We start from the raw sequence: 24,648 nt of genomic DNA on the forward strand, positions 1-24,648 counted from the left end.
TTTTCTTTCTACAGAATGAACGGAGAAGTGCCTCCGGTATTTATTGAAGGTGAATGACGGTGAAACATTTATTAGAGCACGACTGGGAGATTATCCCCGCCGGCGGAGCGACAGGGAAGGCTTTCTTTGCTTCCAAGAATAATGAGAAACTCTTTTTGAAGTGGAACTCTTCTCCTTTTTTAGCCGTATTGTCTGCTGAGGGAATCGTTCCCAAGCTCGTTTGGACCAAAAGAATGGAAAATGGAGATGTAATCACAGCACAGGAGTGTTTAAGCGGCCGTGAATTCAAACCGGAAGAAATGACCCGGGATGGTGTTGCGAAGCTGCTGAAAAAGATACACGAGTCCAGTCCTCTGCTTACTATGCTGGGCCGTCTTGGAAAATCACCTTACAAACCGGAAATGATGCTTGCTGAAGTCATCTCAGGTCTCGATGCCGAATTAATGTCTATTCCGGATATTCAACAGTCATTGAAATTTCTGCAAAGGGAGCTTGCCAATGTTCAATACGAGACGTTTACCGTCTGCCATGGGGATGTAAACCATAACAATTGGCTGCTGTCAGACACGGATGAAATCTACCTGATTGATTGGGATGGCGCAACGATTGCAGATCCGGCAATGGATATCGGCCCCCTTCTATATTTGTATATTCCCAAAAATGATTGGCCGTCCTGGTTTAAGAAATATGGTATTACCGATTCAGAGCATCTTCAGCTCCGAATGAAATGGTACGTGACTGCCTATACGCTGCAAACCATCGGCATGCATAAAAACCGCCAACGTTATCAGGAAATGGACTTCTGGGTAGGCTACCTGGAAACGATCGCTTAAGTGTATTGATCGATATTTCCGATCCAATGCGACAGATGTTCCTGATGACTGTCTATATGACCCGTTAAATCTTTCGTTCGGGAGCCGGTTTGGCAATAGAAATATATTTCTTCCAGCACAGGGGTCAATTCAGGATGAACCTCCTGATTGGCCAACAGGGATTTGACCAGCCTGCCGATTTGAGTGCACTCCGAAACAGATCCTTGCAGGTCTTCCAAATGATTGACCATAATATCCTTTAACAGTCCAATTTGATCGTGGTAAGAAAGCGGCATAATCATCCTCCTTTTTGCCATGTAGTATAATTATTGTATGGGGATTTATTTTTTCTATCCTTGTCATGTGAAGATCATTGAAGGAGAAGAGAGGTGAACAGGTTGGATACCATTCAAATCGGAGAGGCTGCACTGACTTGGCTGAACGGGGGGAATACCCGCCTGGATGGCGGTGCCATGTTTGGTGTGGTGCCCAAACCGCTTTGGTCCAAACGATACCCGGCAGATGAAAGAAATCGCATAGAATTGCGGTCAGATCCTATTCATCTTCAAATCAACGGCAAAAACATTTTAATAGAGTCGGGCGTAGGAAAAGGTAAAATGTCCGAAAAACAAATTCGCAATTTTGGAGTGACCGAAGAGTCCCAAATAGAAATGTCACTTGCAGAGTTGGGATTATCACCCGCAGATATTGATATCATATGTATGACTCATCTGCATTTTGATCACGCAAGCGGTTTAACCAAGCGTAAAGGAGATAGGTTTGCCACCGTTTTTCCCAATGCAGTCATTTATACATCACAAATTGAATGGGATGAAATGCGTAACCCGAATATTCGGTCGAGGAATACATATTGGAAAGAAAATTGGGAACCCGTTGCCGAACAAGTGAAAACGTTTACAGGTATATTTACTGTTGCAGAAGGCATCACAATGATCCATACGGGAGGCCACAGTGCAGGGCATAGTATGATTACAATCGAAAATAACGGACAGAGAGCAGTTCATATGGGGGATATCATGCCTACTCATGCGCATCAGAACGCTCTATGGGTAACTGCCTATGATGATTACCCGATGGATTCGATACGCGCTAAGCTGAAATGGATCCCTGCCGAAATGGAAGCGGAAAGCTGGTTTGTCTTTTATCATGATGCCTGCTTCAGGGCCGTCAAATGGGATCAGAATGGGAAGGTTCTCCAAGAGGTGAAAAGGAAATAGCGCAAAGCAAAAAACAGGTGAAGCCATGAAAAAAGCCACCTGTTTTTTGTTGATAGTTTAATATTTTTTTATTTACGCATAATTTACTGGGTACACATCGATGACTGTACCAGTGTGGGCGTCTGCCAAAAATTCATATTGCTTTGTTTCGCCATCTTCTTTGGTAGTAATGCCGCCTCTGTAAACTTCTGTTTTTAAAGCATATTTTTCGTACTCTTCAGGTCTGAATTTAATCCAGGAGCCTTCAATGCTGCCGGAATCTTTAAATGCTTCTTTTACGGTTTGAAGTACTTTTTCGCCTGATGCCAAAGAGTTTTTCTTTAAAGCTTCACTCGCATAGTAGCCGGCAATAACACCCGCACCTGCCCCGAGTAGAAAGTTTTTCCAATTCATATGAGCACCTCCAAAATCAATCATCATCTCTAGTATACCGTAATTTCAAATAAGGTTGGAATAATAAATACTTCCAAATGGTAAAGAACATCGCTGGTAAATCTTATAAAAGTTGAATAAAATGAAAGAAATATACAGATAAAGGAGCAGGACGAATGGAAAGAGAAACAATAGATTTGTTCCGGACACTGACGGAATTGCCAGGGGCACCTGGATTTGAGCATCAAGTGCGGCGCTTTATGAGGACCGAACTTGAAAAATATTCAGATGAAATCATTCAGGACCGTTTGGGGAGTATTTTCGGGGTAAAGTATGGGACGGGACCGAAAGTCATGGCAGCAGGGCACATGGATGAAGTTGGTTTCATCGTTACTCAAATAACTGAAGACGGTATGCTGAGATTTCAAACCCTTGGGGGTTGGTGGAGTCAGGTCCTGCTGGCCCAGAGGGTGCAGATTATTACCGACAATGGTCCTGTAACGGGAGTCATTGGCTCTATCCCCCCCCATCTGCTCAGTGAAGGACAAAGAAAGAAGCCGATGGAAGTCAAAAATATGTTGATCGATATTGGCGCAGATGATCGGGAAGATGCAATAAAACTAGGAATCAAGCCTGGTCAGCAAGTTGTACCGGTTTGCCCGTTTACCCCTCTCGCCAACCCCAAAAAAATAATGGCTAAAGCATGGGACAACCGCTATGGATGCGGCCTGGCTGTCGAACTGCTGAAAGAGCTGAAAAATGAGGAACTTCCGAACACTCTATATTCGGGGGCAACTGTACAGGAGGAAGTAGGCTTAAGAGGGGCAGCTTCTGCCTCCAATATGATTCAGCCTGACATCTTTTATGCATTGGATGCCAGTCCGGCAAATGATATGTCCGGTGACAAAAAAGAGTTTGGCCAGCTTGGAAAAGGAGTTCTGCTGAGAATTTTTGACCGCTCCATGGTTACGCTGCCAGGGATGAGGGAATTTGTACTGGATACAGCCGAATCCAATGATATACCTTACCAATATTTTCTATCCATGGGAGGAACGGATGCAGGGCGTGTACATACATCCAACGAGGGAGTCCCGAGTGCAGTCATTGGTATTTGTTCCCGTTATATCCATACACAAGCATCCATTATTCATGTAGATGATTATGCTGCTGCCAAGGAACTCTTAATCCGGCTAGTAAAAACTACAGACCAGACAACAGTAGATACAATCAGAAATCAATGATAGAGGGGTTAAATCATGATAGTGGCCATTGGTTCTAAAAATAAGGCTAAAATAAAAGCTGTAGAACAGACATTTTTAGATGTAAAGATTGAAGCGTCCCTGCTTTCGGTAGATTCTCCCTCGGGGGTCAGCGAACAGCCTTTTTCTGACGAAGAAACCATGAAAGGTGCGGCCAACCGGGCCGAACATTGTTTAACACAAGTACATGAAGCGGGATTGGCAATCGGCCTTGAAGGAGGTGTGACGGAAACTCCTTTTGGTCTATACTTGTGCAATTGGGGGGCAATTGCTGAAAGAGGCCGGGAAACCCTATTTGCCGGAGGCGCAAGAATCAGGCTTCCGGATGAAATTGCCCATCGTCTCAAGGCTGGTGAAGAACTTGGACCTGTCATGGATGACTACATGAATGCCAGGGAAATCCGTCATACTGAAGGCGCAGTTGGTGTGTTGACCAACGGACTGGTCGACCGTGCAGCAATGTTTAGCCATATTGCCAAACTTCTGATTGGCCAGTATATGAGGAGAAAGGGCTGTTCCTTATAGGAATGCCCCCTCAGGTCAAATGAATGAAAATTTGAATAAAATTGCTTTGTCCAGCTCTGTTTGACTGTACATGCAGTCCACGGCCCTGCAGGCTGGGAGACAGGACGGGGCATGGCCTGTCGCCCCGTAGCGCAGTCGACCATATTGTTGTTGAATGTGAACGCTGCCGGACAGGTATTTGCACTTTTCACGTTAGGACTCAAAGATGTAGGATAATGCCTTCATGGCCTGATTGACTGTTTCTACTGTGGCATTGGCCTTTCTTGAAAGTTCTTTTAATGGGTGGTGCAGTTCCTTCGGCCGAATCAAAATGAGCGGTTTGCCCAGAGCCAAAGCGGTGCTGGCATCCATAGCCGTATTCCATTGCTTATATTTTTCTCCGAACAAAGCAATCACTAAATCGGCTTTTTGTAAAAGTACCTGTGTGCGCAAGTTATTGAAGCTTGAGGCGGCCGCATCCCTGAAGATTGCATCGGGCTGTTCGCCGAGAATTTCCTCGCCGATGGCATCCGAACGGTCATGATTTTCCATTGGCCCGACAAAATCGACTGGAAGCTGCAGTGTTTGGGCCTTTTCTTTAATTTCTTCCCGCCAGCTGCTGTGTATTTCTCCGGCCAGATAGACTGTTAATCTCATCAAACCCCTCCTCACATCTTTTCTCATCCTCTATCATATCATGAAAAGTCAGAAGAATCCCCTTCCCTTCACGATAAAAGGTGTCTAACGAGTCAATCAAATAAAAATATTTGCTTTTTTTTCGTTTTTAGGGTACAAAGGGAATAGAATCATAATTACATAGGACGAGAACACTAGGGGTGCGAATCGCTGAGAGAGGAGAAATCCTTAACCCTTGAACCTGATCTGGGTAATGCCAGCGCAGGGAAGTGGTTTTTTTTGCCATGTACGCAGAATGTATGCGTACATATGGAATATGTATGTTTAACATGCAGAGCCACTTCTTGAAATTAGGAAGCGGCTCTTTTTCTTTGTCAAAACCTGCCTTCTTGGGTTCTCGCGCCAAAAAGGAGATGGAATATGGAAGAGTGTCTAGTATTTGATGGTGTCACTTTTTCCTACAAGGAAAATAGAAGACAAGGTGTAAAGATATTGGATCAATTAAGTTTCACTATTCATAAAAGTGAATTCGTCAGTGTGGTGGGTCCCAGCGGCTCCGGAAAAAGTACTTTATTTCGGTTAATTTCCGGGCTGGAAAACCAAGATAAAGGACGCATTCTAGTGAACGGAGAAGCAGTTGAGGACAGGCTTGGCCATATCGGTTATATGGCTCAAAAGGACGGACTGCTCCCCTGGATGACTGTGATGGAAAATGTACGGCTGCCGTTGTCTTTGAAAGGCGTGAAGGGTAAAAACGTTTATAAAGAACTATTGGACAAACTGGATCGCTTCGGTTTAAAAGGATATGAACAAAGGTACCCCCATGAACTTTCAGGGGGCATGCGCCAACGGGTCTCGTTTTTGCGGGCATTATTGGGCGGTTTTGATTTGTTGTTATTGGATGAACCGTTCAGTGCACTGGATGCAGTCACAAAATCGATGATGCAGGAGTGGCTCCTAAAACAATGGAACGAAACAAAGAAAACCATTCTGTTTATTACTCATGATGTGGAAGAAGCCTTGTTTCTTTCAGACCGGATCCTCCTTTTTGGTGAGCATCCTGTAAAACACCTCCAGGAAATTCAGGTGCCTTTGGGGAGACCGCGAACGATCTCAGATTTAAAAGATCCCCAATTTACATCCTTAAAAGAAAAACTCCTGTTGGATCTGAGAAACAAGGTGACCATATGAATGTTTTAAGAAAATACGGACTGTCCCTGGGGTTTCTATTCTTTCTTCTGGCTGGCTGGGAATGGGGAGCACGCTTATACGGAAAGCCTTTTATCCTCCCATCTCCTTCAGGAGTGCTGGACAGGTTATGGGAGCTGAAGTCCATCCTGTTCATCTCCCACTTGCCCGCTACCTTGGCAATCGTTGTGATCGGATTGCTGCTGTCTCTGGTTTTTGGCGTCAGTCTGTCCGTTTGGATGCATAAAAGCGGAATAGCGAGGAAAGCTTTTTTCCCGATTTTGATAGCTTCTCAAACCATCCCGATTATTGCCCTGGCTCCTATATTTGTCCTGTGGTTTGGATATTCCGTTTGGAGCAAAGTGGCTGTGACTGTACTCATTACATTCTTCCCGATCACCGTGAGCACCTTTGACGGACTGCGGTCAGCTGATTCCCATCTGAAAGAAGTACTCCGGGTGATGGGGGCATCAAAACGGCAAGTCTTCCTAAAGGTTGAGCTTCCGGCAGCTCTGCCGCACTTTTATTCGGGGCTAAAAGTTGCAGTAACCCTGAGTGTTATTGGAGCAGCTATCGGAGAGTGGCTTGGGGCTGACGCAGGACTCGGTTATTTTAGCCGAAGGATGATGACACAGTTTGATGGAGCGGGGGTTTTTGCACCGATTGTTGTTCTTTCTTTACTTGGTGTTGTATTGTTTTGGCTCGTTGGACTGTTAGAAAAAATGACAATGAAATGGAGACGTATACAATGAAAAAAATCGGAGCAGCTGTAATTATTCTATTTTGTATATTCCTTGCTGCCTGTGGCCAATCTCAGGAAGACGCCGCAGGAAAAGGGGAAAATGACCAGCTTCGTGAATTAAATATTATGCTCGATTGGTATCCGAATGCTGTTCATAGCTTTTTATATACTGCTATCGAAAAAGGCTATTTTGAAGAAGAAGGTTTGAAAGTTAATATCCGCTTTCCGTCCAATCCGACAGACCCTTTACAGCTTTCTGCAACAGGAGAAATTGATTTGGGCATAAGCTATCAGCCTGATGTGATCTCTGCCAGAGCAGAGGGAGTACCGGTCAAATCTGTAGCAGCAATTGTAAGAAGCCCATTGAACCATATTATATTTTTGAAAGAAAGTGATATTACCCGTCCGAAAGATTTGGAAGGTAAAACGGTCGGCTGGCCGGGCATTCCGGTAAATGAGCCGCTTGTACAGACCATAGTAGAATCCGACGGCGGTGACATGAACAAGGTGAAAATGACAGACATTGGATTTGAACTTAATGCTGCCATTGCGACCCGACGCGTAGATGCTGTAAGTGGGGCGTTTATTAACCATGAAGTGCCTGTTCTTGCAAGTGAAGGAATTGAAACAGATTATTTTAATCCTGTTGATTATGGAGTTCCCGGCTATTATGAATTGCTTTTCGTAACAAATGATGATACATGGAAGGAGAAAGAAGAAAACATCCGGGCTTTTTGGCGTGCTGCCTCTAAAGGATATGAGGTAATGAAGAATAATCCGCAGGAGGCATTGGATATTTTATTGACATATCAGGATGAAGAGAATTTTCCGTTGAATAAGAAAGTGGAGAAAGAGAGTTTGCAAGTCCTGCTTCCGAAAATGGAAACGGAAGATGAGGCGTTTGGCAGCCAGTCGGAGGCCTTGTGGGTTGAAGTAATTCAGTGGCTGAAAGATACTGAGTACATCGAAGAAAGTCCCCGGACTCAAGATTTGTTTGTAAATATCGTAGAATAAGCAGCCCCCATGCAGGGGGTTTTTATTTTTATGGGAATCATAAAGACGGCCATCAACAAGCAAGGACCAAAGAAGAGATCAAACGTAAAGAAAGACGGATCTTCCTTTTGACAATTAAATCAAGCCTGATCTATACGGACACTTTATTATTTTCAAAAATCAAACAATAACAAAAAGCATGGACAAAGTTGATGGGTGTCTTTACACTTGTTATGTACAATTCTTATGGAGGGTTTCGCCATGAAACAATTCTTAGCCCGCAAAGGTGTCCATATGACTGCAAAAGCTTATTTAATAGATGCTTTAAGTTACATGGCACTTGGACTTTTCTCTTCATTAATTATTGGTTTGATCATCAAAACGGCCGGTGAACAGCTGGGCTGGCCTCTCTTCATTGAGATGGGAGAAATCGCCATGGGGCTTATGGGACCAGCCATTGGTGTAGCTGTTGCCTATGGTCTTGGAGCACCGCCGCTCGTTATTTTCGCTGCTGTCTGTACAGGAGCTGCAGGAGCTGCATTTGGAGGGCCTGCAGGAAGCTATGTAGCTGCACTTATTTCAACGGAAATTGGGAAAATGGTCAGTCAGGAAACGAAAGTGGATATTATTGTTACTCCTTTTGTAAGTATTTTCACTGGTTTTCTTATGGCGAAATTTATTGGTTCACCTATTTCGGAATTCATGACGATGTTGGGCAGTTGGATTATGTGGGCGACAGATCAGCGCCCGATCATCATGGGAATCATTGTAGCTACTTTGATGGGACTAGCTCTAACGGCACCGATTTCCAGTGCTGCCATTGCCATGATGCTCGATTTGAACGGATTGGCAGCCGGTGTGGCTACGATCGGATGCAGTGCCCAGATGATAGGTTTTGCTGTGGCAAGCTATCGGGAAAATAAAGTCGGCGGCTTACTGGCCATCGGACTCGGAACGTCCATGCTTCAGGTTCCTAATATAATACGCTATCCGCTTATACTCATTCCTCCTACAGTGGCTGGTATCATTTTGGCTCCTTTTGGTGCTACGATTTGGAAAATGACAAGCAATGCAGCCGGAGCCGGGATGGGAACAAGCGGACTTGTCGGACAAATCATGACCTTCACGACAATGGGTTTTTCAGCCTATGTCCTTATCCAAGTCATTGTACTCCATTTTATCGGTCCGGCTGTGATAAGCTTATTGATATCGGAGTATATGAGAAAGCGCGGCTGGATCAAGCCGGGCCAAATGCTGATTAACACTGGAGGTAAATAATATGGAAAATTTGCAGTCAAAAGAGCAGTTTGAGCAATTAAAAAATGAAGAGCGTACGATCTTTATGTTCTCCGCGGATTGGTGTCCGGATTGCCGGTTCCTGGATCCGGTTCTTCCACGCCTGGAAGCCGATTATCCGGAGTACAATTTTATCCATGTAGACCGTGATGAGTTTCTCGATTTATGCCAGGAACTTGACATTTTTGGTATTCCAAGCTTTGTTGCTTACCATGACGGAGAGGAAGCAGGAAGGTTTGTAAGCAAAGATCGTAAGACTCTGGAGGAAATAGAAGAATTTATTAATGGGCTGTCCGGTTAAAAAACCCCGGAATGGAGAGAGGTGTTCCTCCGCTTTTAGGATGTATATCAGGAAATGGCTCAATGAGGGTATGGCTTGGGGCCACCAGGCTGTGGTTCACTTGAAATGGTCACTTATTAGGTGCATCAGCCTCTGATCCTTAATAAAATATTTAATTACTTTCTGCTGGGGGTGCCTGATTGGCTGAGATTTTACCCTTCGTACCTGATCCGGGTCATACCGGCGTAGGGAAGCAGCGCTTTTATACAATGTTAGGCGTTATATACAGCCGCTTCTCTTCAACCGGGAAGCGGCTGTTTTTGTTTATTCAACAATTGGATCATCATAAAAGCGCTGGTATTGAAACAAAAAACCTCTATCATTCAGTTATCAAGGAGCAAATTTTTGTTCTTGAAATATATAATACGAGGGAGAGGAGAGTTTGAGAAATTATGGGAAAAATAAATAACGTTCTATTAAGGTCTGTAGATGAACGAAAGGAAGAGCTGCTTCAGATTTTAACCGACTTGATTCGATTTCAGACAGTGAGTCCTCCTTCAAGAAATACAGCAGAAGCACAACAGTATATTGAACAGTTTTTAAAGAGGGAAAAATTTGCAACAGACAGTTGGGAGGTCTACCCGAATGACCCTAATGTAGTTGGGATTAAGAAGGGGACAGGCGGTAAGGATTACAAAAGTTTAATTATTAACGGCCATATCGATGTGGCTGAAGTTGGCGATGACAGCGAATGGACGGTTCCGGTATTTAATGTGGAAGTAAGAGAAGGCTTTGCTTATGGGCGCGGGACTGCAGATATGAAAGGGGCCATGGCAGCTGCCCTTTTTGCCATTAAACTGTTAAACGAATATGAAGTGGAGTTGAAAGGGGATCTTCAGTTCCAATCTGTGATTGGAGAAGAAGTGGGAGAAGCCGGGACGTTATCTTGCATTGAAAAGGGATATGATGCGGATTTTGCTCTTGTCATGGACGTAAGTAATTCAGAGATTCATGGACAAGGCGGCGTAATAACCGGTTGGATTACTGTAAAAAGCCAAGAAGTTTTTCACGATGCTATGCGCTTGAACATGATTCACGCCGGGGGCGGAGTGCATGGAGCGAGTGCCATCGAAAAAATGATGATAGTGATTGCTGCTCTTCAGGAGCTTGAGAGATACTGGGCTGTTACAAAACAATATCCAGGCTTTCCGGCTGGCACGAATACGATTAATCCTGCAGTAATCAAGGGGGGCAGGCATGCAGCGTTTGTGGCTGATGAGTGCAGGCTTTGGATCACTGTTCATTATTATCCAAATGAGACTTATGAATCTGTTATTGCCGAGATTGAGGAGCATCTGTATCACACAGCGATGGCCGATCCCTGGCTAAAAGAAAATCCGCCGAAATTCAAGTGGGGTGGTAAGTCTATGATCGTAGATCGGGGAGAAATTTTTCCTGCACTTGAGCTGGATGTAGAACATGAAGCTGTTCAGGAACTGAAGAAGGCTCACGAACAAATTTGGAAGACAGCTCCGAACGTGGGAATGTCCAAGACAGTGACGGATGGAGGATGGTTCGGACAGGCGGGCATTCCTGCAGCCATATATGGGCCTGGAACGGTGGAAGAAGCACATTCTGTTAACGAGAAGATCAACTTGGATGAATTGGGGAAATTTACAAAAACACTGCTAGTTTTTATTGAAAAGTGGTGTAATACGAAAAAAAAGTAAAACATTGCAGGTGAAGAACATGCCTCTTTCTTTTGGCAAAAGAAATTTTCGTGTATGATGGGATGTAGCCCATATTGCCAAGGAGGGTTTAACATGAAGATGAATGAACGAAAAATGAGCAAAGAGCTGGAAAACCGTCTTGAAAAGGAAGGACGGACCTTTACATATGACCGTGAAAAAGAAAGCCTGCGTATTGAAAATGCACAAACTGGCAAAGGCATAGACATTGCGCTGCCGGGTATTGTGGCCAAATGGCATGTACACAAGGATAAAGCCATTGATGAAGTGGTGTATTATGTAGAACAAGCACTGGATGTGATGGGCAAGGAGCCGATTGTTGCACAAAGTGAGAAAAAAATTTATCCAGTGATCCGCTCTACTTCGTTTCCTGTGGAGTCAGAAGAGGGGAATACTTTTTTGACGGATGACCATACCGCCGAGACCAGAATTTATTATGCAATGGACCTGGGAAAGACGTATCGGTTGATTGATGAGGAACTGATCAATAAAGAAGGTCTTGATCCTCAGAAGATTAGAGAAATTGCTCGTTTTAACGTTCGTTCCCTGTCTACAACAATGAAAAAAGATACGGTTGCAGACAACGACTTTTACTTTTTAAATACCAATGACGGGTATGATGCAAGCCGGATTTTAAATGAGAAATTTCTTGAGGAAAAAGCGGAGAAAATCAAAGGGGATATGGCTGTGGCTGTTCCTCATCAAGATGTGCTGATCATTGCGGATATTCGCAACAAAACCGGCTATGATATATTGGCACAGATGACCATGAGTTTCTTTACAAACGGGCTCGTACCGATCACAGCGCTGTCGTTTATTTATGAAGAAGGGAAGCTGGAACCTATTTTTATATTAGGGAAAAACCGGCCGGAAGAAGGAAAGGAGAAATCATGATGAACGTATTTTACAATCGTAAAGGGATAGGAGACACTCTAATTATTTCGTTAGGTGAATGGGATACGTCCAACCGCACGTTTGAGAGAAAAGGGGATGCTGTCAGAATTTTAGATGGACAAACCAATGTTACAGGAGGGTTCAATCTTTTTAATGCCTCCAGCTATTTGGAAGTAGAGGCCGAAGGTGAAGTAAAGCTGACCGAAGAGATCGTTGAGAAAATCCAAACAGCTTTAGAAAAAAATGGCTTTGATGAGAAGCTGGAAGCCGACCTGTCTCCAAAGTTTGTTGTGGGATATGTAAAGGAAAAAGATCAACACCCCAATGCGGATAAATTGAGCATATGCAAGGTGGATGTAGGTACTGAAGAACTTCAAATTGTATGCGGTGCACCCAATGTGGAGGCTGGGCAAAAAGTGGTAGTGGCAAAAGTAGGGGCCGTCATGCCGAGCGGTATGCGTATTAAGGATGCAGAGCTCAGAGGGGTGGCTTCCAGTGGTATGATTTGCTCAGCTAAAGAATTGGGGCTTCCCAATGCACCGGAGAAAAAAGGCATCTTGATTCTGGAAGATGACCAGTTTGAAACAGGTGAAGCCTTTCCGCTTTAAACGTGCAAGGACGATCTAAATGATGGGAATTTTAAACAATAAAATTCAATTTTCATCATCAAAGGTTGCGAAAAAAAGTAAAAACATATTAAAATTGAAAGAAATTGGATTGAACCAATTCACCCTTATGAGTTATTGTATGGGAAAGTGGAAAACAGAAGGCAGGGGAGAGTATGTATAACAGATTATTGGTTGCTGCAGACGGTTCAGAAAACTCAATCCGTGCAGCCCAAGAGGCAGCAAAACTTGCCCGTTTATCGAGTGAGACCGTAGTCGAAATCATCTATGTAGTAGATTACTCAAAATCAAAGGGAGAAGTATTGCACAGCCGGGACGGGGAATCATTGGAAGCGGGCCGCAGAAAACAATTAATTCCCGTTGAGGATATTTTTATTAAGGATGGAATTTCGTATAAACTAACAGTTCTTCATGGGGATCCGGGTCCTGCAATTGTACAATATGCGAACAAAAGCAGCTGTGACATGGTGATTATCGGGAGCAGGGGGCTAAATAAACTCCAGGAAATGGTCTTGGGCAGCGTCAGTCATAAAGTGGCCAAAAGAGTGGATTGCCCCGTGTTGATAGTGAAATAGGCAAGAAGATGATAAGGAATAGACAAAAACATGGCCCCTGACGGCCATGTTTTTCGTGTGCGTGAATGACTATTTCAAATGACCTTAAAAATGGTTTGTTCACTCATACAGTTTTCTCCTCCAGTACTTCACAGGCTGTTTTAATATGTTCAACATCCCGACTGCGATTCATCATTGACTTTCTTTTCTTTTTTCTCCTCCTCTTCTTGTTCTTTCATTTTTTGATACCGATGATATTGTCGATAGCTGTATGTGCTTTTTCGGACGTTTTCGGCATTCTCCAGCCCTGCGCCTATCGCCCCTGCAAAGGTAGCAACTGAGGCCGCCAGCCAGGCAAGTTTCAGATAGTTTAGAGGACCGACTTTTTGTCCAGCCTCCGCCTCATACAACTCCGGCGGAACGTAGACAGAAACCGCCGCCAGAAAAAGAATATATAGAACAGTGTAATACATCATGACGGACATCCCCAGCGTCAGAACGGTCGTTAAGTTATACATCCATCTTAATCGATTTTTATTTTCTTCGTTATTTTTTTCCCATAAATCGTGTGCAAAAATAATCCAGACAACCATTCCTGCAATAGCAGCAGCCATAAGGCCGAAAAAGCGATATATATTATAGGAAACACTCAGCTTCCATAATGTAGGGAAGATCAAACCATAAGCACCTGTTGCAAAAGCAATGGCCACTACGTTTTTTAAAGAAGGCAAAATGGTCCAGGGACGGTTGGAAATCGTCATGCCAAATAACGTTTTGATCCAACCGTTCATTTTGGGAGTAATGATAAAACGCACAAAAGGATCATCAGCTTCGCTTGATTCTACTCTTCTAATGGAAGAAAAATGAAAAACGTTCTTTACCTTGTTGACAAGTCCTCTTCTTTTCATTGGATCATATGGCCCGATCCCTTTCGGCTCCAGGTCGGTACGGTCATATCGATTTGCTTGCCTGAAATATAGTTCCTTTACCATGTAAAGCATAAATTTTTTTGACCTGGTTTGGAGTTGGCCTCAATCCAAAAGCCGGGAGTGATATTTGCCCGGTGCACATGGCGGTATTCGCATCTGCCAGAATGATATGTTTTCCGTCATAAATGGGCAGATCCGTCAGGGACAGGGCAAAATCCCAATCATGGGTTTTTTTATATTGGGCGGTTTCCTTCATTATTTTATCAGGATCTTCTATCGCACCGGTAAGGAGGTCAACGACCAATTCTACTTTCCACTTATGACGGCCGTCAGCAACAAACCGGGAAAGATCCTGTTCAAATTGTTTTTGGATTTTATGAGCAATGGTGGACGGCAGTTCAGGGGATGAAACAATTCCCACCTTTTTCTCCTTCAAATATAAAACCTCCAGCCAAACTTTATGAAAGTCTTTGTCTGGTGATTTTTACCCTCCCGGTTTGCCCCGCAAACAATCAGAACGTTTCCTGCTTCTCTTTCGGGAAATGATCATGCGCGCAGCCTTAGATCGAAAGCACAAGAAAAATGTGGATAAGCAATATTAGGGCTGCCACGACAAAGCAGCTTATAGAGAGCATCCATGAAATGGCGCCATGGAACTTTTCAATTGTATGCCATCCACGATAACTTTGGAGCAGCACGCTGCCTTTATCAATTGACTTCCCCTGAACTTGACCCTTGATCTTAGCAGATTAAAATCATCATTGAGCAAAATGGTTTAACGAGCTTCTACTCTCTTACATCCAAATAACTGGCCCGGCAAAAGGCAAGTTAGCATGCACTAACGGATACCTTTGTTCAATTCATCCGCCAAGCGTTTTTGTGAAAAGTAGATTATTAACCATATGATTACATAAATCATTATATAGATAGCCATCATCAAGATCATGTTTTCGAGGGAGCGAAACCAACCCAAAAACGAGCCAAAGATGGCATAACCGATGACAAATGCCAGGAATTGTATGCTGGTTTTACTGAATAACGACAACCGCCTGCTTTCATGCACAAGGGACACGACACCGCAGATAGCACCATACGACATGCTTCCAATTACTTGAATCTTCAGTAGCCCCATATCTATTTCGGTCCAGCCGTTGAGGCTGGCAATCAAAATGAAAATGAGCAGGGCGATACATGCGATTCCAAAGCCGATTAAAATATTTCTGATGGTTTTAAAGATCAACAAGATGGATCACTCCTTTAATAGGATCTTTTTTAACTCTTTGGCATATTTTCGGGAAACGATTTCCTTTTCTCCATTTTTAAAAACAAGCTTGAGGCTGCCGCCAAAGGTCGCTTCAAAATATTCCATCCAAACCGTGTTAGCGAGACAATATTTTGATATCCTTATAAAATTGTACGGGCTGTACCGCTCTTCAAATTGTTTGAGTGAATCTTTAAAGCGGTATTGTTCTTTGCCTCTGTATGCAATGCACTTATTCTCAATAAAAATGACATGTGACACTTCCTTTGGCTCCACCAAATACGTTCTCCCATCTTTTTGCAAAGGGATAAATAGGCATTCTTCCTCTTCATGGATGATTGATAAAATTCTCTCTACTTTTGTATTCATTTCTTTGATTGTTATAATGATTTCATCTTCAGTGGTGCCGGGATCGATATTCATTTGGACTTTCACTTCATCAACTCCCCTCCCATTCGAGTATATCTCTCCACTCCGGCAGCTGAAAAGGAGATTTCGTTTAAGTGGTCGAAATAGTATAGTAACAGGACATATTTGCGGGGTGTAAGGAAGGAGAATGGCATTGAAAAAGAAAATTTACATCACGAGAAAACTGCCCGATCGTATCTTGGAGGGCTTAGATAAACATTTTGATATAGATATGTGGCCAAAAGAAGAAGAAGCCGTTCCAAGAGGGATTCTGCTTGAAAAAGTAAAAGATGTTCAGGGAATTCTTTGTATGTTGACGGAAAACATGGATGAAGAAGTCATGGAAGCGGCTCCCAATTTGGAAGTGATCAGCAATATGGCGGTGGGATATAACAATATTGATATGAATGCTGCTGACAAAAGAGGAATTATTGTCACAAATACACCGGGAGTTTTGACTGAAACAACAGCGGATTTAACTTTTGCTTTGCTAATGGCGACAGCCAGAAGGCTGGTTGAGGCTTCTGATGAATTACGTGGAGGCAAATGGAAAACATGGTCTCCCATGCATCTCACAGGTATGGACATATATGGATCTACGTTGGGCATTATTGGTTTTGGCAGAATCGGACAGGCGGTGGCAAGAAGAGCTGCCGGATTTGGAATGGAGATTCTCTATTATAATCGATCTAAAAAACCGGAAGCGGAAAAAGAAACAGGCGCTCGATTTACTGAACTGGATGACCTCCTGAGACAATCGGATTTTATATGTATTTTGCTCCCATACAGTCCGGAAGTCTATCATTTAATCTCCGGTAAAGAGTTATCTATGATGAAAAAAAGTGCCATACTCATTAATACGGCACGAGGTGGAATCGTGGATGAACAAGCACTGTATATTGCATTGAAAAGCGGTGAGATATGGGCGGCCGGCCTGGATGTGTTTGAAAAAGAACCCATTGATCCAGCAGATCCACTTTTGACTCTTACCAACCTGGTGACCTTGCCGCATATCGGGAGCGCTAGTATTGCAACGAGAATGAAAATGGCCGAATTGGCTGTAGCTAATATCCATCATGCTTTAACCGGTTTTGGTGAGGTCAAAAGAGTGAACTAGTGTTAACAAACAAAAAGTAAGGAGAGAAACCGAATGAAATATTTTGCTGTATTATTACCCATGAAAGATGAGGAAAAATCCAAGGAGTTTCGTCCCGCGCATTTAGAATTTCTGGCAAGGATGAAAAAAGAAAAAAAGGTGGTCATGTTTGGCCGATTTGCCGATGGGGCCGGGGGTCTGGTGATTTACCAGGGAGAAAGCCTTGAGGACATTGAATCTTGGGTGAAACAAGACCCCTATGTAATGAATGAGGCAAGATATTATGAAATTCATGAATGGGATATGGTGTCTGAGTAACGGATAAATAAAATCAGGCCGAAATCCTTTAAGGATCTGCCGGCCTGATGGTCATTATCTTGCGTTGGGAAAGACGCGCTGGACTGTCTCTGTAAACTCATCAAAGAATCCGCCGATCGGACGGCCATTTCGAATTTCATCTCCATAACCTCTCATCCGGTCATAAAAGTCGGGGTTCGCAGAAACATATACATTGTCAAATTGTTGATTAGCGTCCCTGGCCTTCCGGGCAATTTTATCCTGGACATCTTTAGTCAGCCCATTGGCTCCACGATCTTTAAGCTTAACTGCAACATATGCATTCCGGTCTGTGACCAGCACACTTGCATCTTCAACCTCTTTTAGGCTGGTTACCTGCTCAGCCACGTCATCAGCCACATCAATGTTACGCTCGCCGTTGTTATCATTTCGATTGTTCACATTGGTCGTGTTGTTGTCTCTAAGACCATCGTTGTCAGTCATGTTATCTGCCGTATCACGATCACGGTTATCTTGTGGATTAAACCTCACGCCGATGGGTTCATTATCATCGCTTGTAAAACGATCGTTATTTGCTGTGCCGCATCCCGCCAGCAAGGCAGCAATTAAACCGGTATATAAGAATGCCTTTACCCATTTCATCTTTTGTTCCTCCCTTTTTTCTGTAATCGTTTTTAATGTTCCAAACCCATCAATTATTATTCACTTTTTGTTATAATGAATGAATGGCAGTATTTACCTTGAAAGAAAGAGTGATGTAGTATGAACTGGGTGAAAAAATTTCTTTCAAATCTTTTTTCATTTAATAAGCCGGAAAAACCAGCTGATTTACATATAGAACAAAATAACCAAACGATTAAAAAGCATGAATTGAACACTCGAATCATTTATCAATACCCAAAAGGAGAGTTTCGTTTTCCCTTAATTAAAGATACGGCGCCTGATCAGAGGGAAAGGCGGCAGCCTGAACAAAGAAGAGAGCAAAGCAGAGGGGAATATGATGTCACAAGTGAACGGCCTGTTCATAAAAAACATCAAAAAATTGAACCGAAAAACCGGCAGCCTTTTGAGCCAACGCATATTCCTTCGCCCATTTACGGTTTCCGCCGCCCGGTTGATAGGAAGAGGAAAAGCTCAGAATTGGGGATACGTGAAGGGATGGAAGGGAAAAACCAAACTTTAGCAGCAGATGCCGCTTCAGAAAATGTGTCTTTCCAAAGAGAAGATATACAGGGAGAAACTCAAATAAAGACTCCATTTGAAACGGAGCCTGCAATGGTCAGAGACTGTGATACCGTTCAAAATAATCACATGATGGAGTCCCCCAATTATGCAGGTGATATCCCATTTCATTCGTCTGCGGGCAGCGCAGTGAAAACAGCAGATCAAGAAGGCAGTGATGAACCGTTTGAAAATGCCGCTCATCCATTTCATGAAGAGGAAAAAAACCTCGATAGATGGGGAATAAAAGAAAAAAACACGGTCCTCCCCGGAGATAATTTCCATAAGGAGCCGGAAATATCTCAACAAATTACTGGGGATGAAGTAAATGATGTTCTTACTGCAGGGGTCGAAATTGCTCCCGACGAGCAGCCCATACCTGTAAAACAGAAAGTTCAAGACGAAGAAAGCACCGAAAATGACAATGGGGAAAGATTTCTTGATCAAACGGAGCTGACTAATACTCAAGAAGAGCCTAAAATGGACATGTCCGATACGTTTGAAGGAGAGGTATCATTTGAGGAAAAGGCTAAAGATCAAATAAATGAACAAAAGGCGGGAGAAGAGACTTCCGAAATCTTTGGCAGGGGTTGGGAAGAGACCGAAAAGCAAACACCATCCCATACGCAGGACAATAAAACCGCATCCCCTGTCTCAGCCAAAAAAGCTGTTGATCAAGAGAAGGATATTGCAGCAAAAGAAGAATTGGAAGACACTGAAACAAATGTGGATCAGCAGGGTTCAAATGAGAAGCAAAGGTCACATTTGCCCTTTAACGTATTAATGCTGTCTCAAGATCGGATCAGGTGGCAGCGGCAGAAAGAGAGGGAACTGCAAAAAAAATCTCAAGAAGATCTTTCGTATAAGGCTGCAGCTGAAGAAGAAGCAGCTGTAACAGCCGAAGCTCAAGATTATTCTTTTCCTCCTCTTCAACTATTAATGCCGCCTGTCAAGAAAGAGAAAAATACTGAATGGCTCAATGAACAAACGATGCTTCTCAATGAAACGATGGAAAACTTTAATGTGAAGGCCCGGGTGGTTAATGCCAGTCAGGGCCCATCGGTAACCCGTTTTGAGGTACAGCCCGACAAAGGTGTAAAAGTTAATAAGATCACGAATTTAAGCAATGACATTAAATTAAGCATGGCTGCCAGAGACATTCGTATGGAAGCGCCGATTCCCGGAACCCGCTCAATTGGCATCGAGCTGCCCAATAAGGAAAGCCGTCCTGTTCAAATTAGCGAGATCATCGGAAACGAATCATTTTTGGAAGCTGACTCGCCGTTAACAGCAGCTTTGGGACTGGATATTTCCGGAACACCCATTGTGACGGATTTGCGTAAAATGCCTCACGGGTTAATTGCCGGTGCTACAGGTTCCGGTAAAAGTGTATGCATTAATTCGATCTTGGTAAGCTTGCTTTACAAAGCCCGTCCGGATGAATTAAAGCTGATGCTTATAGATCCAAAGATGGTTGAGCTGGCACCGTATAACCATATTCCGCATTTGGTCAGCCCGGTTATTACAGATGTTAAGGCTGCAACAGCTGCCTTAAAATGGGCGGTAGATGAAATGGAACGGCGTTATGAATTATTTGTTCATGCGGGTGTCCGTGATATTAGCCGATTTAATCAAATGGCCAAAAACAAAGGTCAGGGAAGTGAGCACCTTCCTTATATTGTTATTGTCATTGATGAATTGGCAGACTTAATGATGGTGGCACCGGCGGAGGTGGAAGAGTCGATCTGCCGAATTGCCCAGAAAGCGCGGGCATGCGGAATCCATTTGCTTATTGCCACCCAGCGGCCTTCTGTTGATGTGATAACGGGCCTTATTAAAGCAAATGTTCCGACAAGAATTGCTTTTGCAGTTTCTTCCCAGGTGGATTCCCGGACAGTAATAGACGTCAGCGGGGCAGAAAAATTACTGGGCCGTGGCGACATGTTATTTTTAAACAACGGTTCGGTCAAGCCGGTACGCTTGCAGGGAACGTTTGTATCTGATGATGAAATTGACCGTGTCATCGAACATGTTCGCAGCCAAGCCAAGCCCAATTATCTATTTCAAGAGGAAGAGCTGTTAAAAAAGGCGGAAATCCAAGAACATGAAGACGAATTGCTGTTAGATGCATGCGAGTTTGTTGTCAAACAAGGTAACGCCTCGACTTCTTTATTACAAAGACATTTTAGAATTGGGTACAACCGTGCTGCCAGGCTGATGGAGATGATGGAAGATCAAGGTGTCATTTCCGGGGCAAAAGGGAGCAAGCCGCGGGATGTACTCATCAATGAGTCTGACTTGGATTTATTAAAAGAATCCCTAGTACAATGATGGATAAAATGTTATTCTATTTGTTATGGGGGAACAAAGTCTTTCCCCTTTTTATTGCGGATGAATGCCAAGAGCTTAATCTGAATAACGAATGGTTAATCAATAGCCCAAATTTTACAGAAATGCTGGCGGCAAGATAAATTCGAATGAATAGTCACTGATTCTGTACAATGATATAATGACCTAATAAAAACCTATCTGTCATGGTTACATAGGTGGATAACGGATAGCTCATAATAATGGTGAACAATTGAGGACGCTTTTGAGCAAAAATAAATGTTTTTCATATAATACATACAGATAGACGATCGCTGGAGGTTCTGTTATGACTGTATACCATTTCGTCGGTATTAAAGGCACCGGGATGAGCGCACTCGCACAGATTCTTTACAACTCAGGATTTAAGGTGCAAGGTTCCGATGTACAAAAATATTTTTTCACACAAGAAGCACTTGATCATTTGAAAATAAAAATATTACCTTTTAATCGTGAAAATATAAAACCGGGAATGACGGTAATTGCTGGAAATGCCTTTCCGGATGATCATGAAGAAATTGCTGAAGCCAGGAAACAAGGCATTGAAGTGATCCGGTATCACACTTTTTTGGGCGAGTATATGAAAAAATTTATTAGTGTAGGGGTTACGGGATCCCATGGAAAAACCTCGACGACAGGACTTCTTGCTCATGTCATGAAAGGAGCAAAACCTACGTCATACCTCATCGGTGATGGTACGGGAAGAGGGGAAAAAGATGCCTCCTATTTTGTATTTGAAGCATGTGAATACCGCAGGCATTTTTTATCTTATTATCCTGATTATGCGATAATGACCAACATCGACTTTGACCATCCTGACTATTTTGCCAATATAGATGATGTATTTCAGGCATTTCAGGAAATGGCACTTCAAGTAAACAAGGCTATATTTGCCTATGGGGATGATGAACAGCTTCAAAAAATTCATGCAGAAGTACCTGTCCTGTTTTATGGTTTTGGAGAAGGAAACGACTTTCAGGCCCGAAATATAGAAAAATCTACCTCCGGAACGAAATTTGATGTTTTTGTACGTAATGACTTTTATGCTTCATTTGAAATCCCCTCTTATGGAGACCATAATATATTAAATGCACTTGCGGTGATTGCCCTGTGCCAGTATGAAGGTATTGACTCGGATATTTTGAAGGAGCAGCTGTTGACATTTAATGGAGTGAAGCGTCGATTTACTGAAAAACAACTTGGGAATCAAATTCTGATCGATGATTATGCCCATCATCCTGTAGAAATAAAGGCTACGATTCATGCGGCACGACAAAAATATCCGGACCGCCCGATAGCTGCCGTATTCCAGCCCCATACTTTTACGAGAACCCGGGCGTTTCTGCAGGAATTTGCCGAGAGTTTGAGTGAGGCGGATGATGTATACTTATGCGATATTTTCGGTTCAGCCCGAGAAAATCATGGAGAGTTGACCATCGAGGATTTAAAAACTAAGATTGATGGCGCTCAAATCCTTCAGGAAGAAGATACATCCCCGCTGCTTTTGCTGGATGATGCAGTTCTCATTTTCATGGGGGCCGGGGACATCCAAAAGTTCCAAGTCGCTTATGAAGACTTGCTGATGCAACAGTTGAAAAAAGCTCAGTAAAGTAAATGTATACAAAGAGGAAGATGCACAGGAGGCATCTTCTTTTTTTGCAGCCAGGCATTTGTAAATTAAGTCTTAACAGATATCCATGAGGTTGAGAATGTCGAATTATTGCTCTGATCTGATACGATTCAGCTTTACTTCTATATATAACAAATAAAGTGTGATGAGTGTTTGTTAGGGGTTATTTGCTCTAATTTCAGCAGCTGTGAAAGTATTCCCCCTCAATATAGCTTCCTCTGCGTCGATTGCACTCCGTGCTTTTAATCTGTATACAACCAACTGCTGTCCTCCTGTAACAATAGGAGTTTCATCTACAAAGGTAAAACTGGTGGTTATTTCATCGGTAGTTGCTGCATCTCCCTCATCTGATGTAGTGAATATCGTGGCTTCTGTTCCGCCGGGTCTTTGGCGAGTAATAAACAGTACTACTGTGGGAGTGCCTTGCGATGCTGCCCACTCTACAGTTCCATTTAGCCAAACCCTGTCCGAAATAAAATCATCAATAGCCAGTTGAACGGTACATAAAACTATGCCATCATCTGTTGCAGGTATGAGTGTTACAGGACCAACAGGGGGCTGATCCACATCAAATTCTGTAAGGAGCCCTCCTTGCCGGCCGTTGGCTGGGGAAGGGATTTGAATGATCGGATTAAACGTATTCGTATTTGTCGGGTTATTTTCAATTCGGTTCGTATTTTCATGATCGTCTGAACAATGGCATGGGTCCGATTGACAGTATGAACAATTACAATAACTCATGCTGAACACCTCCTTGTTCATGCAATTATGATGTATCGTATGTAAGGATGTTTATATCGATAACGGCGGATCCACTAACCGAAAAATGAATTACGCCCGTGATGAAAAAAAGGAGGATGCCCCAAAAAGACGTAAATAATTGTATATGTAAAATACCGCGGCAATCGGTTTGTCAAAAAAAGTGAAGTTTTTGTGTTTTTTTTGGGAAAATGAAGGGAAAATAAGGGGTAGCCAAGAAGAAGTAAAACGACTGTTTATTTCTCAATGAACAGGGGTAGAGTTGTTGTAAACAGGAGGTGTGGATAAAAAAGTGATTATTATATTGTATTTAAGCGTTGCTGTTATTGCGATCGCATTTCTGATTCTCGTAATCAGCCTGACAAAAACATTGAAATCTGTCAAAGAAACATTGGACAGTGTATCAAACACTTTGGATAGCCTTGAAAAACAGCTGCAAGGAGTTACAGGTGAAACGACTATGCTCCTACATAAGACAAATGCTTTGGCAGAGGATATCCAACAGAAAACAGAAAAGCTGGAAACAGTAGTAGATGGCGTCCAGGGTGTTGGACAAGCTGTACAGGGGATTGGCAACACGGTGTCTGATTTGAATACTTCCTTGGAAAAGGTTTCAAGGTCGGTGTCTTCTGCAGTCGTAAGAAATGAAGATAAAATTATCCAAATCGTTCAATGGGGCACCGCATTAAAAGAGTTGAAAGACAAATGGATGTCTGATAAGAAAAAAACAGCGAACACTGCTGCATCCAGTTACAGAGATGATTCGTCAGAAGTAATGGTTCGTACTCAGCAGCTGGAAAGCGGGAGAGGCTGAAAAAATATAAATAGTTAAGGAGGATGAAAGACAAATGAGCAATCAAGATAATGGAACCAGCAATTTTCTAACAGGGATCTTGGTGGGAAGTATCGTAGGAGCAGCTACTGCGCTGCTCTGTGCACCTAAATCCGGGAGGGAATTACGCACTGACTTAACTGAGCAAATGGAGACTTTAAGAGAAAAGTCAGGTGAATGGAAAGAAACGGTTATGGAAAAAGGGTCAGACCTTACCTCAACTGCTATGGAAAAAACGAGCCAAATCCGGCAGACAGCTATGGACAAGGGCAGCAATTTAGCCGAAACAGTAAAAGATAAAGCGGATCAATTCCGGAATACTGCAAAAACAGCTGTGGATGAAGTAGCAGAAAATGCAGAAACCGGTGCCGATGATCTACAGGATACTGTCCATAAGACCGTTGATTTAACAGCAGATAAGACGAAGCAGGCTGTTGACCAGGCCCAGTCAGCAGGATCCCAAAAAAATGATGAAGTTTCTCAGAAAACAGAGCAAATGGCTAAGGAAATAAATCAATCAATGAATCCATAAAAAAGGGCGGCTAATTTGAAGCCGCCCCCTTTTTTATGAACTTTTCTTGACGTCACGCCCAAAGGTTTGCAAGCGGATCGTACTCTGGCGTATGATTATGAGAGAATGGAAAAATATATTTAATGATGAAACAAAACTGAGGAAATGTACGTAGTTGTATACAGGAGAGTGATG

Annotated in this window: 28 protein-coding genes and 2 riboswitches; of the genes, 19 read left to right on the forward strand and 9 right to left on the reverse strand. The window is 43.0% G+C overall.

Going from position 1 to position 24,648, the window contains the following annotated elements:
- Positions 1–59: 59 nt before the first annotated feature.
- Positions 60–833 (forward strand): phosphotransferase, encoded by a 774-nt coding sequence (locus ACFSCZ_RS08610; protein WP_380773477.1) that lies wholly within the window; start codon positions 60–62, stop codon positions 831–833.
- Here the strand turns inward: ACFSCZ_RS08610 and ACFSCZ_RS08615 are convergent.
- Positions 830–1,108 (reverse strand): YtzH-like family protein, encoded by a 279-nt coding sequence (locus ACFSCZ_RS08615; protein WP_380773478.1) that lies wholly within the window; start codon positions 1,106–1,108, stop codon positions 830–832. The two genes, ACFSCZ_RS08610 and ACFSCZ_RS08615, sit on opposite strands and share 4 nt — an antisense overlap.
- Before the next feature lie 102 nt (positions 1,109–1,210).
- Between ACFSCZ_RS08615 and ACFSCZ_RS08620 the strand changes: the two genes are divergently transcribed.
- The gene (locus ACFSCZ_RS08620; RefSeq protein WP_380773538.1) at positions 1,211–2,050 is read left to right on the forward strand and encodes a YtnP family quorum-quenching lactonase; all 840 of its coding nucleotides are present in this window, start codon (positions 1,211–1,213) and stop codon (positions 2,048–2,050) included.
- Between the two features lie 72 nt (positions 2,051–2,122).
- Here the strand turns inward: ACFSCZ_RS08620 and ACFSCZ_RS08625 are convergent, their stop codons facing one another.
- Entirely contained in the window at positions 2,123–2,443 is a 321-nt protein-coding gene (locus ACFSCZ_RS08625) for a PepSY domain-containing protein (protein WP_380773479.1), read from the reverse strand.
- Positions 2,444–2,598: 155 nt separating this feature from the next.
- Between ACFSCZ_RS08625 and ACFSCZ_RS08630 the strand changes: the two genes are divergently transcribed.
- Positions 2,599–3,663, forward strand: a complete 1,065-nt coding sequence (locus ACFSCZ_RS08630; protein ID WP_380773480.1) for a M42 family metallopeptidase — start codon at positions 2,599–2,601, stop codon at positions 3,661–3,663.
- Between the two features lie 15 nt (positions 3,664–3,678).
- Positions 3,679–4,206 carry a DUF84 family protein gene (locus ACFSCZ_RS08635; RefSeq protein ID WP_380773481.1) on the forward strand — a complete coding sequence of 176 codons (528 nt, stop codon included), beginning with the start codon at positions 3,679–3,681 and terminating at the stop codon, positions 4,204–4,206.
- Positions 4,207–4,398: 192 nt separating this feature from the next.
- Here the strand turns inward: ACFSCZ_RS08635 and ACFSCZ_RS08640 are convergent, their stop codons facing one another.
- Positions 4,399–4,842 (reverse strand): YtoQ family protein, encoded by a 444-nt coding sequence (locus tag ACFSCZ_RS08640; protein WP_380773483.1) that lies wholly within the window; start codon positions 4,840–4,842, stop codon positions 4,399–4,401.
- A 165-nt stretch (positions 4,843–5,007) separates the two neighbouring features.
- Positions 5,008–5,106, forward strand: a riboswitch (TPP riboswitch).
- 135 nt (positions 5,107–5,241) lie between these two features.
- On the opposite strand from ACFSCZ_RS08640, the gene ACFSCZ_RS08645 reads away from it, so the two are divergent.
- From ACFSCZ_RS08645 to ACFSCZ_RS08685, 9 genes are all read left to right on the forward strand, one after another.
- The gene (locus ACFSCZ_RS08645; RefSeq protein ID WP_380773485.1) at positions 5,242–6,012 is read left to right on the forward strand and encodes an ABC transporter ATP-binding protein; all 771 of its coding nucleotides are present in this window, start codon (positions 5,242–5,244) and stop codon (positions 6,010–6,012) included.
- Complete coding sequence (locus tag ACFSCZ_RS08650; protein WP_380773487.1) at positions 6,009–6,761, forward strand: ABC transporter permease; 753 nt, start codon at positions 6,009–6,011, stop codon at positions 6,759–6,761. Before ACFSCZ_RS08645 ends, ACFSCZ_RS08650 begins: the two co-directional genes overlap by 4 nt.
- Complete coding sequence (locus tag ACFSCZ_RS08655; RefSeq protein WP_380773489.1) at positions 6,758–7,765, forward strand: ABC transporter substrate-binding protein; 1,008 nt, start codon at positions 6,758–6,760, stop codon at positions 7,763–7,765. Before ACFSCZ_RS08650 ends, ACFSCZ_RS08655 begins: the two co-directional genes overlap by 4 nt.
- Before the next feature lie 240 nt (positions 7,766–8,005).
- The gene (locus ACFSCZ_RS08660) at positions 8,006–9,022 is read left to right on the forward strand and encodes a PTS sugar transporter subunit IIC (RefSeq protein WP_380773491.1); all 1,017 of its coding nucleotides are present in this window, start codon (positions 8,006–8,008) and stop codon (positions 9,020–9,022) included.
- A gap of 1 nt (position 9,023) precedes the next feature.
- Complete coding sequence (locus tag ACFSCZ_RS08665; protein WP_380773493.1) at positions 9,024–9,341, forward strand: thioredoxin family protein; 318 nt, start codon at positions 9,024–9,026, stop codon at positions 9,339–9,341.
- Between the two features lie 157 nt (positions 9,342–9,498).
- A riboswitch (TPP riboswitch) is annotated at positions 9,499–9,589 on the forward strand.
- Positions 9,590–9,772: 183 nt separating this feature from the next.
- The gene (locus tag ACFSCZ_RS08670) at positions 9,773–11,050 is read left to right on the forward strand and encodes an acetylornithine deacetylase (protein WP_380773495.1); all 1,278 of its coding nucleotides are present in this window, start codon (positions 9,773–9,775) and stop codon (positions 11,048–11,050) included.
- Positions 11,051–11,143: 93 nt separating this feature from the next.
- Positions 11,144–11,962, forward strand: a complete 819-nt coding sequence (locus ACFSCZ_RS08675) for a DUF1444 domain-containing protein (protein ID WP_380773498.1) — start codon at positions 11,144–11,146, stop codon at positions 11,960–11,962.
- Positions 11,962–12,570 (forward strand): YtpR family tRNA-binding protein, encoded by a 609-nt coding sequence (ytpR, locus tag ACFSCZ_RS08680; protein WP_380773500.1) that lies wholly within the window; start codon positions 11,962–11,964, stop codon positions 12,568–12,570. Before ACFSCZ_RS08675 ends, ytpR begins: the two co-directional genes overlap by 1 nt.
- Before the next feature lie 173 nt (positions 12,571–12,743).
- Positions 12,744–13,163, forward strand: a complete 420-nt coding sequence (locus ACFSCZ_RS08685; protein ID WP_380773502.1) for a universal stress protein — start codon at positions 12,744–12,746, stop codon at positions 13,161–13,163.
- A gap of 149 nt (positions 13,164–13,312) precedes the next feature.
- On the opposite strand, the gene ACFSCZ_RS08690 is transcribed toward ACFSCZ_RS08685, so the two are convergent.
- From ACFSCZ_RS08690 to ACFSCZ_RS08705, 4 genes are all read right to left on the reverse strand, one after another.
- On the reverse strand, positions 13,313–14,143 hold the full coding sequence (locus ACFSCZ_RS08690; RefSeq protein WP_380773504.1) for a hypothetical protein: 831 nt from the start codon (positions 14,141–14,143) through the stop codon (positions 13,313–13,315).
- Positions 14,094–14,507, reverse strand: coding sequence for a hypothetical protein (locus ACFSCZ_RS08695; protein WP_380773506.1), 414 nt, complete (start codon positions 14,505–14,507; stop codon positions 14,094–14,096). Before ACFSCZ_RS08695 ends, ACFSCZ_RS08690 begins: the two co-directional genes overlap by 50 nt.
- A 402-nt stretch (positions 14,508–14,909) precedes the next feature.
- Positions 14,910–15,314, reverse strand: coding sequence for a DUF3021 domain-containing protein (locus ACFSCZ_RS08700; protein WP_380773508.1), 405 nt, complete (start codon positions 15,312–15,314; stop codon positions 14,910–14,912).
- Between the two features lie 6 nt (positions 15,315–15,320).
- Positions 15,321–15,767 carry a LytTR family DNA-binding domain-containing protein gene (locus ACFSCZ_RS08705; RefSeq protein ID WP_380773511.1) on the reverse strand — a complete coding sequence of 149 codons (447 nt, stop codon included), beginning with the start codon at positions 15,765–15,767 and terminating at the stop codon, positions 15,321–15,323.
- Positions 15,768–15,894: 127 nt separating this feature from the next.
- Between ACFSCZ_RS08705 and ACFSCZ_RS08710 the strand changes: the two genes are divergently transcribed.
- Entirely contained in the window at positions 15,895–16,857 is a 963-nt protein-coding gene (locus ACFSCZ_RS08710; protein ID WP_380773513.1) for a 2-hydroxyacid dehydrogenase, read from the forward strand.
- 33 nt (positions 16,858–16,890) lie between these two features.
- Positions 16,891–17,154: a YciI family protein gene (locus ACFSCZ_RS08715; protein WP_380773515.1), complete on the forward strand. Its 264-nt coding sequence runs from the start codon at positions 16,891–16,893 to the stop codon at positions 17,152–17,154.
- A gap of 54 nt (positions 17,155–17,208) precedes the next feature.
- On the opposite strand, the gene ACFSCZ_RS08720 is transcribed toward ACFSCZ_RS08715, so the two are convergent.
- Complete coding sequence (locus tag ACFSCZ_RS08720; protein ID WP_380773517.1) at positions 17,209–17,775, reverse strand: YhcN/YlaJ family sporulation lipoprotein; 567 nt, start codon at positions 17,773–17,775, stop codon at positions 17,209–17,211.
- A gap of 120 nt (positions 17,776–17,895) precedes the next feature.
- On the opposite strand from ACFSCZ_RS08720, the gene ACFSCZ_RS08725 reads away from it, so the two are divergent.
- Both ACFSCZ_RS08725 and murC read left to right on the forward strand, forming a co-directional pair.
- Complete coding sequence (locus tag ACFSCZ_RS08725) at positions 17,896–20,685, forward strand: DNA translocase FtsK (RefSeq protein ID WP_380773519.1); 2,790 nt, start codon at positions 17,896–17,898, stop codon at positions 20,683–20,685.
- A gap of 325 nt (positions 20,686–21,010) precedes the next feature.
- Positions 21,011–22,330 (forward strand): UDP-N-acetylmuramate--L-alanine ligase, encoded by a 1,320-nt coding sequence (gene murC / locus ACFSCZ_RS08730; protein WP_380773520.1) that lies wholly within the window; start codon positions 21,011–21,013, stop codon positions 22,328–22,330.
- 177 nt (positions 22,331–22,507) lie between these two features.
- Here the strand turns inward: murC and ACFSCZ_RS08735 are convergent, their stop codons facing one another.
- The gene (locus tag ACFSCZ_RS08735; RefSeq protein ID WP_380773522.1) at positions 22,508–23,092 is read right to left on the reverse strand and encodes a hypothetical protein; all 585 of its coding nucleotides are present in this window, start codon (positions 23,090–23,092) and stop codon (positions 22,508–22,510) included.
- A 298-nt stretch (positions 23,093–23,390) separates the two neighbouring features.
- On the opposite strand from ACFSCZ_RS08735, the gene ACFSCZ_RS08740 reads away from it, so the two are divergent.
- A complete protein-coding gene (locus tag ACFSCZ_RS08740; RefSeq protein ID WP_380773524.1) occupies positions 23,391–23,924 on the forward strand; it encodes a DUF948 domain-containing protein in 534 nt (177 codons plus the stop codon).
- A gap of 34 nt (positions 23,925–23,958) precedes the next feature.
- Positions 23,959–24,474, forward strand: a complete 516-nt coding sequence (locus tag ACFSCZ_RS08745; RefSeq protein WP_380773525.1) for a YtxH domain-containing protein — start codon at positions 23,959–23,961, stop codon at positions 24,472–24,474.
- The last annotated feature ends 174 nt before the right edge of the window (positions 24,475–24,648 follow it).

Source organism: Siminovitchia sediminis (assembly GCF_042680885.1).
Lineage (GTDB): Bacteria > Bacillota > Bacilli > Bacillales > Bacillaceae_C > Siminovitchia > Siminovitchia sediminis.

Excerpts from the sequence above, each read along its gene's own strand:
- ACFSCZ_RS08615 (WP_380773478.1), bottom strand. The coding sequence starts at position 1,108 with ATGCCGCTTTCTTACCACGATCAAATTGGACTGTTAAAGGATATTATG.
- ACFSCZ_RS08625 (WP_380773479.1), bottom strand. The coding sequence starts at position 2,443 with ATGAATTGGAAAAACTTTCTACTCGGGGCAGGTGCGGGTGTTATTGCC.
- ACFSCZ_RS08630 (WP_380773480.1), top strand. The coding sequence starts at position 2,599 with ATGGAAAGAGAAACAATAGATTTGTTCCGGACACTGACGGAATTGCCA.
- ACFSCZ_RS08635 (WP_380773481.1), top strand. The coding sequence starts at position 3,679 with ATGATAGTGGCCATTGGTTCTAAAAATAAGGCTAAAATAAAAGCTGTA.
- ACFSCZ_RS08640 (WP_380773483.1), bottom strand. The coding sequence starts at position 4,842 with ATGAGATTAACAGTCTATCTGGCCGGAGAAATACACAGCAGCTGGCGG.
- ACFSCZ_RS08645 (WP_380773485.1), top strand. The coding sequence starts at position 5,242 with ATGGAAGAGTGTCTAGTATTTGATGGTGTCACTTTTTCCTACAAGGAA.
- ACFSCZ_RS08650 (WP_380773487.1), top strand. The coding sequence starts at position 6,009 with ATGAATGTTTTAAGAAAATACGGACTGTCCCTGGGGTTTCTATTCTTT.
- ACFSCZ_RS08655 (WP_380773489.1), top strand. The coding sequence starts at position 6,758 with ATGAAAAAAATCGGAGCAGCTGTAATTATTCTATTTTGTATATTCCTT.
- ACFSCZ_RS08660 (WP_380773491.1), top strand. The coding sequence starts at position 8,006 with ATGAAACAATTCTTAGCCCGCAAAGGTGTCCATATGACTGCAAAAGCT.
- ACFSCZ_RS08665 (WP_380773493.1), top strand. The coding sequence starts at position 9,024 with ATGGAAAATTTGCAGTCAAAAGAGCAGTTTGAGCAATTAAAAAATGAA.
- ACFSCZ_RS08670 (WP_380773495.1), top strand. The coding sequence starts at position 9,773 with ATGGGAAAAATAAATAACGTTCTATTAAGGTCTGTAGATGAACGAAAG.
- ACFSCZ_RS08675 (WP_380773498.1), top strand. The coding sequence starts at position 11,144 with ATGAAGATGAATGAACGAAAAATGAGCAAAGAGCTGGAAAACCGTCTT.
- ytpR (WP_380773500.1), top strand. The coding sequence starts at position 11,962 with ATGAACGTATTTTACAATCGTAAAGGGATAGGAGACACTCTAATTATT.
- ACFSCZ_RS08685 (WP_380773502.1), top strand. The coding sequence starts at position 12,744 with ATGTATAACAGATTATTGGTTGCTGCAGACGGTTCAGAAAACTCAATC.
- ACFSCZ_RS08690 (WP_380773504.1), bottom strand. The coding sequence starts at position 14,143 with ATGCTTTACATGGTAAAGGAACTATATTTCAGGCAAGCAAATCGATAT.
- ACFSCZ_RS08715 (WP_380773515.1), top strand. The coding sequence starts at position 16,891 with ATGAAATATTTTGCTGTATTATTACCCATGAAAGATGAGGAAAAATCC.
- ACFSCZ_RS08720 (WP_380773517.1), bottom strand. The coding sequence starts at position 17,775 with ATGAAATGGGTAAAGGCATTCTTATATACCGGTTTAATTGCTGCCTTG.
- ACFSCZ_RS08725 (WP_380773519.1), top strand. The coding sequence starts at position 17,896 with ATGAACTGGGTGAAAAAATTTCTTTCAAATCTTTTTTCATTTAATAAG.
- murC (WP_380773520.1), top strand. The coding sequence starts at position 21,011 with ATGACTGTATACCATTTCGTCGGTATTAAAGGCACCGGGATGAGCGCA.
- ACFSCZ_RS08735 (WP_380773522.1), bottom strand. The coding sequence starts at position 23,092 with ATGAGTTATTGTAATTGTTCATACTGTCAATCGGACCCATGCCATTGT.
- ACFSCZ_RS08745 (WP_380773525.1), top strand. The coding sequence starts at position 23,959 with ATGAGCAATCAAGATAATGGAACCAGCAATTTTCTAACAGGGATCTTG.